At 64.8% G+C, this 15,985-nt stretch carries 9 protein-coding genes; 6 read left to right on the top strand and 3 right to left on the bottom strand.

The genetic code is table 11. The features are described 5' to 3' along the window. The first annotated feature begins 57 nt into the window (after nucleotides 1-57). Nucleotides 58-933, top strand: coding sequence for a LysR family transcriptional regulator AmpR (gene ampR, locus RQH86_RS09870; RefSeq protein WP_311240542.1), 876 nt, complete (start codon nucleotides 58-60; stop codon nucleotides 931-933). A gap of 18 nt (nucleotides 934-951) precedes the next feature. Here ampR and RQH86_RS09865 read toward each other — a convergent pair whose 3' ends face one another. After that, nucleotides 952-1,449: a YcxB family protein gene (locus tag RQH86_RS09865; protein WP_311240541.1), complete on the bottom strand. Its 498-nt coding sequence runs from the start codon at nucleotides 1,447-1,449 to the stop codon at nucleotides 952-954. A gap of 51 nt (nucleotides 1,450-1,500) precedes the next feature. After that, nucleotides 1,501-3,360 (bottom strand): ABC-F family ATP-binding cassette domain-containing protein, encoded by a 1,860-nt coding sequence (locus RQH86_RS09860; RefSeq protein WP_311240540.1) that lies wholly within the window; start codon nucleotides 3,358-3,360, stop codon nucleotides 1,501-1,503. A gap of 181 nt (nucleotides 3,361-3,541) precedes the next feature. Between RQH86_RS09860 and RQH86_RS09855 the strand changes: the two genes are divergently transcribed. The 4 genes from RQH86_RS09855 to RQH86_RS09840 all read left to right on the top strand — a co-directional run bounded on the left by RQH86_RS09855 (nucleotide 3,542) and on the right by RQH86_RS09840 (nucleotide 12,099). Then, complete coding sequence (locus tag RQH86_RS09855; RefSeq protein ID WP_311240539.1) at nucleotides 3,542-5,920, top strand: TonB-dependent receptor; 2,379 nt, start codon at nucleotides 3,542-3,544, stop codon at nucleotides 5,918-5,920. A 365-nt stretch (nucleotides 5,921-6,285) separates the two neighbouring features. After that, nucleotides 6,286-6,711 carry a VOC family protein gene (locus RQH86_RS09850; RefSeq protein ID WP_311240538.1) on the top strand — a complete coding sequence of 142 codons (426 nt, stop codon included), beginning with the start codon at nucleotides 6,286-6,288 and terminating at the stop codon, nucleotides 6,709-6,711. Between the two features lie 275 nt (nucleotides 6,712-6,986). Continuing rightward, nucleotides 6,987-9,374, top strand: a complete 2,388-nt coding sequence (locus RQH86_RS09845) for a TonB-dependent receptor (protein WP_115528687.1) — start codon at nucleotides 6,987-6,989, stop codon at nucleotides 9,372-9,374. A 325-nt stretch (nucleotides 9,375-9,699) separates the two neighbouring features. After that, the gene (locus RQH86_RS09840; RefSeq protein ID WP_055849028.1) at nucleotides 9,700-12,099 is read left to right on the top strand and encodes a TonB-dependent receptor; all 2,400 of its coding nucleotides are present in this window, start codon (nucleotides 9,700-9,702) and stop codon (nucleotides 12,097-12,099) included. Nucleotides 12,100-12,265: 166 nt separating this feature from the next. On the opposite strand, the gene RQH86_RS09835 is transcribed toward RQH86_RS09840, so the two are convergent. Continuing rightward, nucleotides 12,266-13,459, bottom strand: coding sequence for a cytochrome P450 (locus RQH86_RS09835; protein WP_311239622.1), 1,194 nt, complete (start codon nucleotides 13,457-13,459; stop codon nucleotides 12,266-12,268). Between the two features lie 783 nt (nucleotides 13,460-14,242). Between RQH86_RS09835 and ybaL the strand changes: the two genes are divergently transcribed. Beyond that, nucleotides 14,243-15,937 carry a YbaL family putative K(+) efflux transporter gene (gene ybaL, locus RQH86_RS09830; RefSeq protein WP_311239621.1) on the top strand — a complete coding sequence of 565 codons (1,695 nt, stop codon included), beginning with the start codon at nucleotides 14,243-14,245 and terminating at the stop codon, nucleotides 15,935-15,937. Nucleotides 15,938-15,985 lie beyond the last annotated feature (48 nt).

Below are 15,985 nucleotides of genomic sequence, written 5' to 3'. Positions count from 1 at the left end.
GCCACCGGACTATTGCGATGTTTCGATCCCTGGCATGAATTGAACTAATCTCTGCGCATGCCCCGCCCTCGCCTTCCACTCAATGCTCTGCGCGCCTTCGAGGCGGCCGCACGCCATCAGAACCTGACCCGCGCAGCCGGCGAGTTGTGCGTGAGCCAGGCCGCGCTCAGCCACCAGATCAAGGCATTGGAACAGCAGCTGGGCACCAGCCTGTTTCACCGCCTGCCACGCGGCGTGGCGCTCACCGACGAAGGTGCGGCGCTGGCACCGGTGCTCGGCGAGGCCTTCGACCGCATCGCCGCCACCCTGGAGCGCTTTGCCGATGGGCGCTATCGCGAAGTGCTCAGCGTGGGCGTGGTGGGCACCTTCGCCACCGGCTGGCTGCTGCCGCGATTGCCGGCGTTTCATGCCGCGCATCCGGATATCGAATTGCGCCTGTCCACCCACAACAACCGGGTCGATCTGGCCGGCGAAGGACTGGATCTGGCAATCCGTTTCGGCGACGGCGACTGGCAGGGCCAGATCGCGCAGGCGCTGATGGAGGCACCGTTTGCGCCAGTCTGTGCGCCCAGCATGGCGCGTTGCTTGCGCACGCCGGCCGATCTGGCGCAGCTGCCGTTATTGCGCTCGTATCGTCTGGACGAATGGCCGCAGTGGTTCCGCGCGGCGGGCGTGGCCGATGTCCCTGCACGCGGGGCGATGTTCGATTCGTCGTTGACCCTGGCCAGCGCGGCGGCGGCCGGGAGCGGCGTGGCGTTGCTGCCGTTGCCGATGTTTCGCCAGGATCTCGACGCGGGGCGCCTGGTATGCCCATTCCCGATCCAGATCGACGCCGGGCGCTACTGGCTCACCCGGCTGCGCTCGCGCCCGGAGAGCGATGCCGATGCGCGATTGCGCGATTGGCTGATGGCAGAGCAACAGCGCTCCGGTTAAGCGAGCTCAAGGTGCCGCTCAGCGGCGCGCCGCCTCGATCCCCTGCACCGCCACGCGGCGAAATGCCTCGTAGTGCGCCTGGTCGGCGAACCAGTGCGGGGCGAACAGCTCGAACAAGCGGTCGTTGTGATACAGCAGCAGCACGCGCTCGTTCTCGCGGTAGCGGATGTAATCGGACCAGGGCCGGCGCAGCCGCCCGTCCACCCAGGTGATCTCCAGCCCGGTCTCGTCCCACGCAAACGTGTAGGCATACCGCAGCGAGGCCTGCTGGGCGTGCAGGCGTTTGATCTTTCGCGGCAAGCCCCACGCGTGCAACACGGCCAGGCCGATCAAGCCGCCGCCACCGCCGCCGAGCAGCACCGACCCGATGATTTCGCTGACCCCGATCAGTTGCAGCAAACCCGCCCCGATCAGCAGCAGGACCACCAGGATCACGATCAACAGCTTGCCCGTCTGCCGCGCATGCAGGCGCTGTGCGGCCAGGTGGTCTTCCAGACTGATGGTGGCGCTGATCATGTTCGCTCCTTCCTTAGTGCTTGGCCCGACGCGCATCGTAACGCCTGCGCGTCACGCGCCCTCGATCAACTCCATCCACGCCGCTTCCGCTGCGGCCAGCTGCTGCGCCGTCGCCTCACGGTCGCGGCCCAGCACCGCCATCTTGTCGGTGTCGGCGTAGTTACGCGGGTTGGCCAGTTCGCGGTCGAGCTCCGCCAGCAGCGCTTCCAGCTCGCCCACGCGCTTTTCGGCACTGGCCAGCTTGTGCGGGTTGACGGCTTTTTTCGGCGGCAGTGGCTTGGTCGGCGGCGGCGGGGTCGGTGCCACTTCGGCCATCTTCTGCTTGGTGCCTTGCGCGGCCGGGCGGCTGCGCAGCCAGGCGGCGTATTCGTCCAGATCGCCATCGAACGGCTCGACCACGCCATCGGCCACCCGCCAGAAACTGTCGCAGACCAGGCCGATCAGATGGCGGTCGTGCGAGACCATCACGATGGCGCCTTCGAAGTCGCTCAGCGCCTCGGCCAGGGCCTCGCGCATTTCCAGGTCCAAATGGTTGGTGGGTTCGTCGAGCAGCAGCACGTTGGGCTGTTGCCAGGCGATCAAGGCCAATGCCAGACGCGCACGCTCGCCACCGGAGAAGCCATCCACTACTTCGAACGCGCGGTCGCCGGCGAAATTCCATTTACCCAGGAAATCGCGGAACGCCTGATTGGAACCATCCGGCGACAGATCGCGGAAGTGATCCATCGGCGACTGACCTTCGTGCAGCGACTCCACCGTGTGCTGGGCGAAGTAGCCGATGCGCAGGTCCGGATGCGCGTTGCGCTCGCCCGCCAGCGGCGCCAGCTCGCCGACCAGGGTCTTGACCAGCGTGGACTTGCCCGCACCGTTGGGACCGAGCAGACCGATGCGGTCGCCGGCCTCCAGGCCGAATCCGACGTCGTGCAGAATCACCGAATCGGCGCCGTAGCCGGCTTCGATATGGTTCAACCGAATCAGCGAAAACGGCAGCCGATTGGGCTGCGCGAACTGGATTCGGAATTCGCGCTCGGCGCGCACCGCCTCGGTGCCGGCCATCTTGGCCAGGCGCTTCATGCGGCTCTGCGCCTGCGTCGCCTTGCTGGCCTGCGCCTTGAAGCGGTCGATGAAGCTCTGCAAATGCGCGCGCTCGGTCTGTTCCTTGTCGTGCGCGATCTGCTGCTGGCGCAGGTGTTCGATGCGCTGGCGCTCGAAATCGGTGTAGCCGCCGACGTACAGCTTGGCGGTGCCGCCATGCAGATGCAGCGTGTGGGTGGCCACGTTGTCCAGAAACTCGCGGTCATGGCTGATCAACAGCAAGGTGCCCGGGTACTTGAGCAGCCATTGCTCCAGCCACAGCACCGCGTCCATGTCCAAGTGGTTGGTTGGCTCGTCCAGCAGCAGCAGGTCGCTGGGCATCATCAACGCGCGCGCCAGGTTCAACCGCACCCGCCAGCCGCCGGAGAACGACGACACCGCGCGGTGGTGCGTGTCGGCCGGGAAGCCCAGGCCGTGCAGCAGCTTGCCGGCACGCGCTTCGGCATCGTAAGCGCCGAGTTCGGCCATCTTCTGGTGCGCATTGGCGACCGCCTCCCAGTCTTCGCGGGCGGTGGCTGCCGCTTCTTCCTGCAGCACCGCGGATACCTCGATATCGCCGCCAAGTACGAACGACAGCGCCGGGTCCGGCAACGACGGGGTTTCCTGCGAGACGCTGGCGGTGCGCACCTTGCCGGGCAGATCCACATCGCCCTTGTCGGCCTCCAGCTCGCCCTTCACCGCGGCGAACAGGCTCGACTTACCAGTACCGTTCCGCCCCACTACGCCGACGCGGTAGCCGGCATGCATGGTCAGGTCGACGTTGGACAACAGCAGACGCTCGCCGCGTCGCATGGAGAAGTTGCGCAGGGAAATCATTGATGGACAGTCCGATAGAACGAAAAGGAATGAGCAGATGAGCAGCATTCCTGCGACGCCATTCTAGCGTTAACGAATAATTAGCGCCTTCAGGTTGAACGACACGCGCGCTTCGCACGGCCGTGATCGCCACCCGCCCAGTCTAGTTGGCCCCGCTTGGGCTGCCGTTTTCGGAGTTGTCATGAACCACCCCCTGTCCTTGCTTGCGACCGCCGTGGTCGCTGCACTGCTTGCTTCTCCCGCCCTGGCGCAGGACGCCGCGCCGGCCACCGCCAATACCCTGGATACGGTGATCGTCACCGGCACCCGCGTGGCCGACCGCACCGTGGCCGAGTCGCAATCGCCGATCGACATCATCAGCGCCGAGTCACTGCAGGCCACCGGCACCCCGGAACTGGCCACCGCGCTGGCGCGCGCGCTGCCGTCGCTGAACTTCCCGCGCCCGGCGCTGAGCGACGGCACCAGCGCGATCCGCCCGGCCCAGCTGCGCGGTCTGTCGCCCGACCAGGTGCTGGTGCTGGTCAATGGCAAGCGCCGCCATACCTCGTCGCTGCTCAATCTCAACGGCACCATCGGCCGCGGCGCGGCGGCGGTGGATCTGAACACCATCCCGGTGGCGGCGATCGCGCGGGTGGAAGTGCTGCGCGACGGCGCGTCGGCGCAGTACGGCTCCGATGCCATCGCCGGCGTGGTCAACATCGTGCTCAAGGGCGCGGAAAAGGGCGGTAGCCTGCAGGCCGGGTTCGGCCAGTATTCGGCCGGCGACGGCAACAACTACGAGCTGTCCGGCGACACCGGCGTGGCCTACGGCGGCGACCGCGGCTGGCTGCATGTGGCCGCCCAGCTCAATCAGCAGGACCCCACCGACCGCGCCCGCGCCTATGCCGGCGCGCCCAGCGTGTCGCAGCCGGCCGTGGGCCAGAAGGCATTCAAGATCGGCGACCCCGACGTCAATGCGCAGGCCGCCTCGCTCAATACCGAATACCAGTTCAGCGACAGCATCACCGGCTACGCGTTCGCCACCGCCAGCAACCGCGATATCACCTCGTTCGCGTTCTTCCGCGCGCCGGGCAGCAGCCAGAACATCCTGTCGATCTACCCGCAAGGCTTTTTGCCGGAGATCCAGAGCTACGCCAAGGACCGCTCGCTGGTGGCCGGCGTCCGCGGCTCCACCGCCAGCGGGTGGGACTGGGACGCCAGCTACAACTACGGCTACAACCGCATCGATTTCCACACCCGCAACACGCTCAACGTGAGCCTGGGGCCGACCTCGCCGACGTCGTTCTACGACGGCGCGTTGGAGACCACGCAGAACATCGTCAACCTGGACGTCAAGCGCGGTTTCGACTGGGGCCTGGCGTATCCGGTGACAGTGGCCTTCGGCGCCGAATACCGCAACGAAAAGTGGAACCAGTCGCCGGGCGAAGTGGGTTCGTATCTGCAGAACGGCACCTTGGCTGGTGGCGCGCAGGGCTTCGGCGGATTCGCCCCCAGCGTGTCGGGCCAGTATTCGCGCAACAGCTATGCGCTGTACGCCGACCTGGAAGCCGACTTCACCGACAAGTTCTCCGCCGGGCTGGCCGGCCGCTACGAAGACTATGACGACTTCGGCAGCCAGGCCTCGGGCAAGTTGTCGGGGCGCTATGCGTTCACCGACAAGATCGCGTTGCGCGGCACGGTGGCCTCGGGCTTCCGCGCACCGTCGCTGGCGCAGCAGTATTTCCAGTCCACCAGCACCACCTTCCTGGCCGGCAACCCCAATCCGTTCGAAATCCGCACCTTTCCGGCCGACAGCAATGTCGCGCGCGCCTTCGGTGCAGAACCGCTGGATGCAGAAACCTCGCTGTCCTACAGCCTGGGACTGGTGTTGCAGCCAACCGATGCGCTCTACCTCACCATCGATGCCTACCAGATCGACGTGGACGACCGCATCGTGCTGTCGTCCAACCTCACCGGTGCCGGCGTGCGCAGCCTGCTGGAAGCGCAGGGCATCTTCGGCATCAACGGTGGGCGCTACTTCACCAACGCGGTGGATACGCGCACCCGTGGTGTGGACGTTGTCGGCAGCTACCGCTGGCAGCTGGCCGCCAGCAGCGTGGACCTGACCGCCGGTTACAACTACTCCGAAACGGACGTGCGCAATGTGGCGGCCAACCCGGCGGCGTTGTCGGCCAATGGGCTGAGCCTGGAGCGCATCGACCGCACCGAGCGTGGGCGCATCGAAGAAGGCTTCCCGCGCGACAAGTTCCTGGTCAACGGCAGCTGGAATTCCGAGCACTGGACGCTGGCGCTGGGCGCCACCCGCTACGGCGAATACAGCACGCGCCCGGCGGCGGCGATCAACGACCAGACCTTCGGTGCCAAGTGGGTGGTGGATGCCTCGGCCAGCTACAAGGTCGATCGCTGGACGCTCACGCTGGGCGCAGACAACCTGCTGGATGAGTATCCGGACGAGAACAACTTCGCCAACTCCACCAGCGGGCAGTTTGCGTACAGCAATCTGTCGCCGTTCGGCTTCAACGGTGCCTATGTCTACGGGCGGATCAACTACCGGTGGTAAACACGGCCAACGCCGCTAGCGACGGCTGGCGATGGAACGCGGCTGCACGCTGATGTTGTGCAGCGCTGCAGTACCGACATCGATGTTTGACCACACGCCCCGGCCAGCCCGGGGCGTGTGCGTTTTTGCGGTTATGCGGTTATGCGGTTATGCGCTTGTGACAGATGCACAAGCAGGCGCAACCGCTCGCCGAATGCCGCTCTGCGCTGCATGGCATGTGCACAGCACGCGCACCACAGGCTTGCCATCAAGCTGCGGTGCGCTGGCTGGCTGCCATGCGTCCACACAGCTCACGCACCTCGATGACGATGCGTACGCCCGGTGCGTGCTAAGACCGGTGCTCCTGTCATTGCCGGAGCACGCCAATGGAAGCATCGCAGCTTTGTCGCGGCCGCTTGATCGATCACCTGCATCTGGTGGTGCACGACCTGCCGGCAAGCCGCCACTTCTACCAGGCCGTACTCGAGGTCCTGGGCATTCCCATCGGCGGCGACGGCGATGGCTACTTCTGGGCCGACGAACTATTCGTTTCCAACCGCGACACGGTGGCGCAAGGCGTGTTGACCGGTCGCCATCATCTGGCCTTCCAGGCGCGCGACGTTGCGATGGTGCAGGCCTTCCATGACGCCGCGCTGGCCAACGGTGGGCGCGACAACGGCGCGCCGGGTTTGCGCCCTTATCATCCGAGTTATTACGCGGCGTTTGTGCTCGACCCGGATGGCAACAACATCGAGGCGGTCTTCCACGGTCCTGCGCAACGCAGTGCCGATGCGGTGCAGATCACGTTTTGATGCACAAGTTTCATAACTGGTATCGATGCCCAAAATGGGGCAACGCAATCCGTTGCCCAGCGTAGGGAAATGCAATCGACGCCTCACTTTGGTGCACGATGACAACGTTGGCATAAGCATACGTTCGATGACAGTTGCATGCGGAACGTAACCAAAATTTGACATGTGGTTACGCGTGGTTAATGGTTGAGAACGTACCGCAGCTGCCGCAACGGACGCGGCTTGGGAGGGGGCCCACTGCGCTGCATCCGTTCCCCACTCGGAGTTGTTACCGCATGAATTGCAAGTCCAGTCCACTCGCAGTCGCTGTCGTTGTTGCCTTGTCGTTTTCCGCTTCAACCGCAGTTGCGCAGTCGCAAGCTCCCACCCAGAAAACCCTCGACACGCTGATCGTGACCGGCACGCGCGTGGCCGACCGCACCGTGGCCGAATCGGCATCGCCGATCGACATCATCTCGCCACAGGCCCTGGAATCGACCGGTACCACCGAGTTGGCTACCGCGCTGTCACGCGCGATCCCCTCGCTCAATTTCCCCCGGCCCGCCATCTCCGATGGCTCGGATGCGGTGCGCCCGGCACAGCTGCGCGGCCTGTCGCCCGATCAGGTGCTGGTGCTGGTCAACGGCAAGCGCCATCACAGCACTGCGCTGATCAATCTCAACGACACCCAGGGCCGTGGCTCGTCGCCGGCCGATCTCAACACCATCCCGATCGCTGCGGTGGAGCGCATCGAAGTGCTGCGCGACGGTGCGTCGGCGCAATACGGCTCCGATGCGATTGCCGGCGTGATCAACATCGTGCTCAAGGGCAGCGGTGAAGGCGGCAGCGTCAATGGCCGCTACGGCAAGTACAGCGCTGGCGACGGCGAGCAGTATCAGCTGTCCGGCGACGCCGGTTTCAGCTTCGCCGGCACCGGCAAGGTGCATCTGGCCGCACAGGCCGGGCATTCGGATCAGACCAACCGCGCGCTGCCGTTCGGCGGCCGCGTGGAGCAGCGCTACGGCGACCCGGAAATCGACCAGGGCGCCATCTCGTTCAATGGCCAATACAGCCCCACCGATTACCTCACCTTCTACTCGTTCGGCATGGTCAGCCGGCGCGAAGTGCTGTCCAACGGTTATTTCCGTTTTGCCGGCGACAACCGCAATCGCCCGGAAATCTATCCGGACGGCTTCCTGCCGCAGATCTACAACGTCAGCAAGGACGTGTCGTGGGTCGGCGGCTTGAAGACCTCCACCGAAGGCGGCTTGAACATCGATCTGAGCTACAACTACGGCCAGAACAATCTCACCTTCGATGTGCGCAACAGCTTGAACAACAGCCTGGGCGTGACCAGCCCGACCGACTTCCATGCCGGTACGTTGGAAGTCACCCAGAACGTGCTCAACGCCGACTTCACCAAGACCCTCGATTGGGGTCTGGCCTACCCGGTCACGCTGGCCTTCGGTGCGGAATGGCGCGGCGAGAAGTTCAACCAGTCGCCTGGCGATGCGGCTTCGTCGGCCAACGGCGGTATTCCGTCTGCAAACGGCGCGTTGATTCCTGGCGCGCAGGTGTTTCCGGGCTTCAAACTCTCCGATGCCGGTTACTACAACCGCAACAGCCATTCGGCGTATGTGGATCTGGAAGCGGATCTGACCGAGAAATTCTCGGCCGGCCTGGCCGGGCGCTACGAGAAGTACAGCGACTTCGGCGACACCGCTACCGGCAAGCTGTCGCTGCGCTATGCGTTTACCGACAAGGTGGCGCTGCGTGCTACTGCCTCCACCGGCTTCCGTGCGCCGTCGCTGCAGCAGCAGAATTTCCAGTCGATCGCCACGCAGTTTCTCAACGTGGCCCAGCCCAACGGCTCGGTGACGGCGATTCCGTTCGAGATCGGCACCTTCCGCACCGACAACCCGGCCGCCATCGCGCTCGGCGCCGAACCGCTGAAGGCCGAGGAATCCAAGAACTACGGCCTGGGCGTGGTGTTGCAACCGGTCGAAAACCTGTACATCACCGTCGATGCGTACCGCATCGATATCGATGACCGCGTCGTGCTATCGGAGAACCTGACCTCCATCGCCGCGCGTAACTATCTGCAGGCCAATGGCTTCCCGGGCATCGGTGGCGGGCGCTATTTCACCAACGCGGTGGACACCAAGACCCAGGGCGTGGATGCGGTCGGCACCTACCGTTGGAACCTGGATGGCGGCAGCGCAGAGCTGACCAGCGGCTACAACTACAACAAGACCGAAGTAGAGAAGATCGCCGACAACCCGGCAGCGCTGGTGGCGATCGACCCGAATGCGGTGCGCATCGGCCGCGCGGAACTGGGCCGTATCACCGAAGGCACGCCGCGCGACAAGTTCTTCCTGGGCGGCACCTGGGCGCCAGGCAACTGGTCGTTCACCGGTACTGCCACGCGCTGGGGCGAGTTCAGCACCTTCGGCACCAACGCCGGCAGCGATCAGACCTACGCGGCCAAGTGGACGCTGGATCTGGCCGCCTCCTACAAGCTGGGCGCCTGGAACTTCACCGTCGGTGGCGACAACGTGCTCAACGAGTATCCCGACCGCCAGGAAGCCGGGCTAGGCACGCGCACCTACCTGCCCTACAGCAGCGCCTCGCCGTTCGGTTTCAACGGTGCGTTGGTGTACGCCAACGTGAACTACAAGTGGTAATCGCAGGCGTCGGTCGCTAGCGACCGATGCTTCCCTTGCACGGCAGCGCAGTACAGCGCGTTGCCGACTGCAGCGGTCTTGCGCCCGCACTCTCGCAACGGGGAGTGCGGGCAATCGAATCTTCGTTTCGCCGCTTTCGCAAGGACGCCCCGCAAGGATGCACAACGCACTGCATGGCGCGTTGCAGATCGCCGGTATTGCCGCGCCTGCCGCTTTGCATCTGCAAAGACCCAGCGTGCATGCCCGATCACCCCACGCAGTTGTTTTCTCCCGGTTACACGCACTTCACCGCTGCGTCCTTCATCCCCTTTGAGCCTTGATTCCCATGCACACCTCCAACGCACTCTCGCTGGCGATTTCAGTCGCACTCACCGTCTGTTCGTTCGCTGCCAGTGCGCAGTCGCAATCGACCCCGCCGCAGAAAACCCTGGACACTCTGATCGTCACCGGTACCCGCGTCAGCGACCGCACCGTGGCCGAATCCGAATCGCCCATCGACATCATCACCGAGCAATCGCTGCAGGCCACCGGCGCCACCGACATCGCCACGGCGCTGGGCAAACTGCTGCCGTCGCTGAACTTCCCGCGCCCGGCGATCTCCGATGGCAATGACGCCTCGCGCCCGGCCACCCTGCGCGGGCTGTCGCCGGATGCGGTGCTGGTGCTGGTCGATGGCAAGCGTTATCACACCTCTTCGCTGATCAACTACAACCCGTATGTCGGTCGCGGCTCGGCGCCGGCCGATCTGAACTCGCTGCCGATGTCGGCGATTGCGCGGATCGAAGTGCTGCGCGATGGCGCATCGGCGCAATACGGCTCCGATGCCATCGCCGGCGTGGTCAACATCGTGCTCAAACACGGCGCCGCTGCGGGCAGCAACAGCATCTCGGTCAACGGCGGCATCATGGACAAGGGCGATGGCGAGCAGAACGGCATCGACGGTTCGGTGGGCCTGGCCTTCGGCGGCAGCGGCGGCGACACCGCGCCGGGCTGGGTGCGGCTGTCGTGGAACTACCAGAACACCATGAGCACCAATCGCGGCGAAAACACCAACCGCGCCACAACCGTGCCGGGGACGCCCAATCCTGGCGGTGTGCCGTATCAACGCCATGGCGACCCGGCGTCCAACTTCTATCAGGGCCTGGCCGCATTCGGTTATGAGTTCTCGCCCAATGTGGAGCTGTACGGCCATCTGAGCATGAGCCGTCGCGAAGTCACTTCCAACGGCTATTACCGCGCCGCCGACAACACCGCGCGTAATGTGCAGGCGATCTATCCCAACGGCTTTCTGCCGCAGATCTACAACCCCACCAACGACCGCTCGGCCGTGTTGGGCCTGAAGGGCAGCACCGAGAACGAATGGAATTGGGACGTGTCGGCCACCTACGGCAAGAACGACATGACCTTCAACATCCTCAACAGCATCAACACCAATCTGTACTACACCACCGGCGCCTCGCCGACCAACTTCAACTCCGGCGGCTTCGAAACCGAGCAGGGCACGGTCAATGTCGACGTCAACAAGTCCTTCGACTGGGGCCTGGCGTATCCGGTCAATGTGGCCTTCGGTGCCGAGCACCGTCAGGACCGCTATGAGATCACCGCTGGCTCGCCGGCTTCGTACTTCTTCGATCCCAACACCATCAATCCCGACACCGGCGCGCCCTACCCCGGTGGCGCGCAGGTGTTCTCCGGTCTGGAGCCCTCGGTAGCCGGCCGCTTCGGTCGTCATAGCAATGCGGTCTACGCCAACCTGGAAGCGGACATCACCGACAAGCTCTCCGGCGGCATTGCCGGGCGCTTCGAAAACTACAGCGACGCCGGCTCCACGCGCTCGGGCAAGCTGTCGGCGCGCTACGCCTTCAGCGATACGTTCTCGTTGCGCGGCACCATCTCCAACGGCTTCCGCGCCCCGTCGCTGGCGCAACAGAACTACGCTTCGGTGGTCACGCTGATCCAGAACGGCGAGCTGGTGCAGGTCGGTACCTATCGCACCTCCGACCCGGTGGCTGTCGCTTTGGGCGCCCGCCCGCTGAGCCCGGAAAAATCCACCAACTACGGCCTGGGCGGCGTGTGGCAGCCCACCGCCAACTTCACCTCCAGCCTGGACGTCTACCAGATCCGCATCTGGGACCAGATCCTGTATTCGGATCAGCTGCAGCTTGCGCAGCCGATCGGCCAGGTGGCGGCGGTGCAGTTCTTCGTCAACGGCGCCACCAGCCGCACCCGCGGTGTGGACTGGATCAACAGCTACCTCGCCGATCTGGGCAACTACGGCAAGCTCAATCTCAGCGCCAGCGCCAACTACAACAAGACCACCATCCTGGAGCTGTCCAACCCCAACTTCGGCCGCGCCAGCCAGGGCCTGCTCACCGATGCCACGCCGCGCACCAAGTACATGGCCGCCGCGGACTGGTCGATCGGCGGATTCGCGCTGAACTTCAACGCTACCCGCTACGGATCGATCAAGCGCATCAGCGACCCGGCCGATGGCAGCCAGGACCAGACCTATGACGCGCGCTGGCTGCTGAATCTGGCCGCCAGCCAGACCTGGGACGCGTTCACCTTCACCGTGGGTGCGGACAACATCACCAACCAGTACCCGACCAAGGCGCAGCTCACCACCGCCTACGACGACCGTGCCGGCGGCCTGCAGTATTCGTCGCTGTCGCCGTTCGGCTTCAACGGCCGCTACTGGTATGGCCGGGTCACCTATCGGTTCTGATTGGGGACGTGTATTGGCTGTTTAGCGCCCGCGCTGATCGCAGACCGCGATCAGCGCGGGCGTGGCACAGGCATCGCCGATCGCTTGGCGATGCCTGTCGCTGTCATCGCATCCACGCGTGTGCCAGTTCCCAACGCGTGGCTCGTGCAAGGCAGCACGCGTTGCCTCACCACGACGCCGGCAAGGCATCCACGCCGCGCAGATTGGCGCGGTCATTCCATGTCAGCGTCTCAGGTTGCTCCAGGCGCAACGCCGGCAACTGCTCCAGCAGTGCAGCAAGCGCTGCCTCCATTTCGATCAAGGCCAGCCGGTTGCCCAGGCAGTGGTGAATACCGCCGCCGAACGACAGCGCACGCCCTTGCTGTCGGCGGATATCCAGCACCTGCGGGTCGCTGAATTGCACCGGGTCGTGATTGGCCGCGCCCAGCATCAGATACACCATCTCACCTTCGCGCAACGCGCTCCCAGCGATCTCGAAGTCCTGCAATACCGTGCGCGTGGCCATCTGTACCGAGCTGTCGTAACGCAGGCATTCGAGTACAGCATTGGGCAGCAAGGCCGGGTTCTGCTGCAGCAGCGCCAACTGCTCGGGATGCCGATGCAGGGCGACCAGTGCATTGCAGATCATGTTGGACGTGGTTTCGTGGCCGGCGAAAAATAGCAGGATCACATTGGAGACGATCTCGTCGCTGCTCAGCCGGTGACCCTGATCCTCTGCACGAATGAAGCGTGAGATCAGATCGTCGCCATCGCTGCTTCGACGCGCTTCGATCACCGCATGAAAGTAGCTTTCCAACTGCAGATACGCCGCGCTGGTGGCTTCCAGCTCTTTGGGCGTCATCAACGGGTCGAACACCTTGGCCAGTGCGCTGGTGGCCTGCCCGACCGTGATGGCGTCGGCAGGATCGATGTCGAGCATGCGGCAGATGATGCTGATGGGCAGCGGAAACGCGAAGTCGCGCAACACATCGCACTGGCCCTGTGCGCGAAAGCCGGCAATCAACGCCGCAGCGGTATCGCTGGCCACCTGACGCATCGACTCCATCTGCCGCGCATTGAATGCCTGGGTCATCAGCCCGCGCAGACGCGTGTGCACCGGTGGATTGACCATCAAGAACATGCGGCTCATGCCCTGAAACAGCGGCATCTCAACGGCGGCCTCGCCATAGCGCAGACGGATACTCTGCAGATAATCGCGGCCGACGCGTCGGTCGCTGAGCAGGCTGTCGACCACCGCGTAGTGGCCGGTCATCAGGCGGCGTTCTGCCACCCCCACCAGCGGCCCTTCGGCGCGCAGGCGTGCATAGGTCGGATACGGGTCCTGACGAAACTGTTCTGTTGCGAAGTCGCTGAGATGCATGACCTGGGCTCGTGAAGCCTGATCGCGGGGGAAGCGATTGAGGCGTGGCATGGGGAGGGAGTGCAGACCGCTTGCGCGAAGCGACGCCTGGATTGTCAGCCGTCGTTGCGCATCTGCCTGACACAGGCGCGAAGCCGTGTCGTCAAACTTCAAACCCTGTGCGGCGGCGCCGTTGCCTCATCGCGCGTGCGCATCGATGACAGCGCGCGACCGTCTCCACGATTGCCGCGTTGCATGCGCAACGTCGCACGCGTTGCGCATTGCGAGGCACGCGCGTAGCCGCGTAGCGATCAATCGCGCCTGTTGCAGCCGAGGGCCAGCGATGGCGTGCACACGCAAACCACTGCCTGTGCCGGTCACCTGGGGACGTGCAATCGGCCATGGTTACGCGGCGCGTCGTCACGACGCTATTCAGCGCTGCGGCACAGTCGCAGTGCGCTGTCGATGGTGGCCGGTGTCGATGAATGTGCTATCGATTGATGTGCTGTCCGGCGACGCCGCGGCCGCAGCGGTCCGTCGGTTGGCAGTGCTGGCATCGGTTCGAGCGACCCGCATCACCGTCACCAACGGATCGCCCCTCGCGGCCGCATGCGCTACGTGTCGCATCGCGTTAATCATGCGCTGTGTACTATGAGCGTCCGGCCAACCGGACCGCTCTGCGGCTCTGGTCCCCCGCGCCGGATTCCAGCACTTCATTCGCGATGCCCGCAGGCGCTGCCCGGCGCAGTTCGTTTGGCTGGTCACGCCGTTTCATCACTTCGGACACTCTCACAACGGATTGGAATGCACCACGACACCAGCCTCATCGACATCATCGCCGTCGGCCTCGCGGTCGCCTTCATCCTGGGCACGCTCGCGCAGAAGATGAAGCTCTCGCCGCTGGTCGGCTACTTGTTGGCTGGCGTCTGCGTTGGGCCGTTTACACCGGGATTCGTGGCCGATCAGACCATGGCCAACCAGCTGTCCGAGCTGGGTGTGATGTTGCTGATGTTCGGGGTGGGCCTGCACTTCTCGCTCGAAGACCTGATGGAAGTGAAGTGGATCGCGGTGCCCGGTGCGCTGGCGCAGATCGTGGTGGCCACGCTGCTCGGCTGGGCGCTGGCCTGGAGCATGGGCTGGCCGTTGATTCATGGCCTGGTGTTCGGCCTGGCGCTGTCGGTGGCCAGTACCGTGGTGCTGTTGCGCGCGCTGGAAGAACGCCGCCTGCTGGACACCCAGCGCGGCCGCATCGCGGTGGGCTGGCTGATCGTCGAAGACCTGGTGATGGTGCTGGCCCTGGTGTTGTTGCCGGCGCTGGCGGATGCGCTCGGGACCGGTACGCCAGCTGCGCACGACGGCGCGTCCAGCTCGCTGCTGGCCGCGCTCGGACTGACCTTGCTCAAGATGGTGGCGTTTGTCGCCGCGATGCTGGTGATCGGCCGGCGGGTGATTCCGTGGTCGCTGGAAAAAGTGGCTGCGACCGGCTCGCGCGAGCTGTTTACTCTGGCCGTGCTCGGTATCGCGCTGGGAGTGGCGTTCGTGTCGGCCACGTTGTTCGGCGTGTCGTTTGCGCTGGGCGCGTTCTTCGCCGGCATGCTGCTCAAGGAATCCGAGCTCAGCCATAAGGCCGCCAGCGACTCGCTGCCGTTACGCGACGCGTTTGCGGTGCTGTTCTTCGTGTCGGTAGGCATGTTGTTCGACCCGATGATTCTGATCGCGCACCCGTGGCAGGTGCTGGCTACCTTCCTGACCATCACCGTGGGCAAGTCGCTGGCGGCGTTTGTGATCGTGCGCGCGTTCGGCCATCCCACCGGCACAGCACTGACCATTTCCACCAGCCTGGCGCAGATCGGCGAGTTTTCTTTCATCCTGGCCGGGCTCGGCGTGCAACTGGCGATCCTGCCGGAGACCGGGCGCGATCTGATCCTGGCCGGCGCGTTGTTGTCGATCGTGGCCAACCCGTTCCTATTCTCGTGGCTGGACCGTTGGCAGGCCAAACAGGCACAGGACGCACCAGCCACGGTAGAGCCGGAACTGCCGCCCGGCCCGCCATTGCCGGCCGACGGGCATGCCATTGTCATCGGCTATGGCCGCGTGGGCAGCGCGCTGGCGCAGCTGCTGCGCAGCCGTGGCGTGCCGGTACTGGTGATCGACGACAACGGCGACCATGTGGCCAAGGCGCATGCGGCCGGTATCCCCGGCATCCGTGGCAGCGCAGCAGCAGACCGGGTCCTGGCCGAAGCGCGCCCGGAGAACGCAAAAATCGCGATTCTGGCGATCCCGCAACCGCTGGAAGCCGGCGAAGCGCTGGCCAAGCTGCGCGCGATCAACCCGTCGTTGACCTTGCTGGCGCGCGCGCATAGCGATGCCGAGGTCAAGCATCTGCTCGAACACGGCGCCGACGGCGCAGTGCTGGCCGAACGCGAACTGGCCTACTCGCTGGCCGAAATGGTGATGTCCACGCCACCGTACCGTGCGTTGAACGTGCCGGCGTCGTAATCGCCGCCTGGCGGCGAAGCCGACGACACTGCAGATAAAGCCATTGGG

Source organism: Xanthomonas sp. WCS2018Noco2-27, from assembly GCF_031843525.1.
Classification (GTDB): domain Bacteria; phylum Pseudomonadota; class Gammaproteobacteria; order Xanthomonadales; family Xanthomonadaceae; genus Xanthomonas.
Note: the sequence above shows the minus strand (reverse complement) of the source record. Positions and strands in the feature narration are given on the sequence as shown.

Bases quoted from the DNA above. Each gene is read 5' to 3' on its own strand.
- RQH86_RS09860 (WP_311240540.1), bottom strand. From the start codon at position 3,360: ATGATTTCCCTGCGCAACTTCTCCATGCGACGCGGCGAGCGTCTGCTG.
- RQH86_RS09865 (WP_311240541.1), bottom strand. From the start codon at position 1,449: ATGATCAGCGCCACCATCAGTCTGGAAGACCACCTGGCCGCACAGCGC.
- ampR (WP_311240542.1), top strand. From the start codon at position 58: ATGCCCCGCCCTCGCCTTCCACTCAATGCTCTGCGCGCCTTCGAGGCG.
- RQH86_RS09850 (WP_311240538.1), top strand. From the start codon at position 6,286: ATGGAAGCATCGCAGCTTTGTCGCGGCCGCTTGATCGATCACCTGCAT.
- RQH86_RS09855 (WP_311240539.1), top strand. From the start codon at position 3,542: ATGAACCACCCCCTGTCCTTGCTTGCGACCGCCGTGGTCGCTGCACTG.
- RQH86_RS09845 (WP_115528687.1), top strand. From the start codon at position 6,987: ATGAATTGCAAGTCCAGTCCACTCGCAGTCGCTGTCGTTGTTGCCTTG.
- RQH86_RS09835 (WP_311239622.1), bottom strand. From the start codon at position 13,459: ATGCATCTCAGCGACTTCGCAACAGAACAGTTTCGTCAGGACCCGTAT.
- ybaL (WP_311239621.1), top strand. From the start codon at position 14,243: ATGCACCACGACACCAGCCTCATCGACATCATCGCCGTCGGCCTCGCG.
- RQH86_RS09840 (WP_055849028.1), top strand. From the start codon at position 9,700: ATGCACACCTCCAACGCACTCTCGCTGGCGATTTCAGTCGCACTCACC.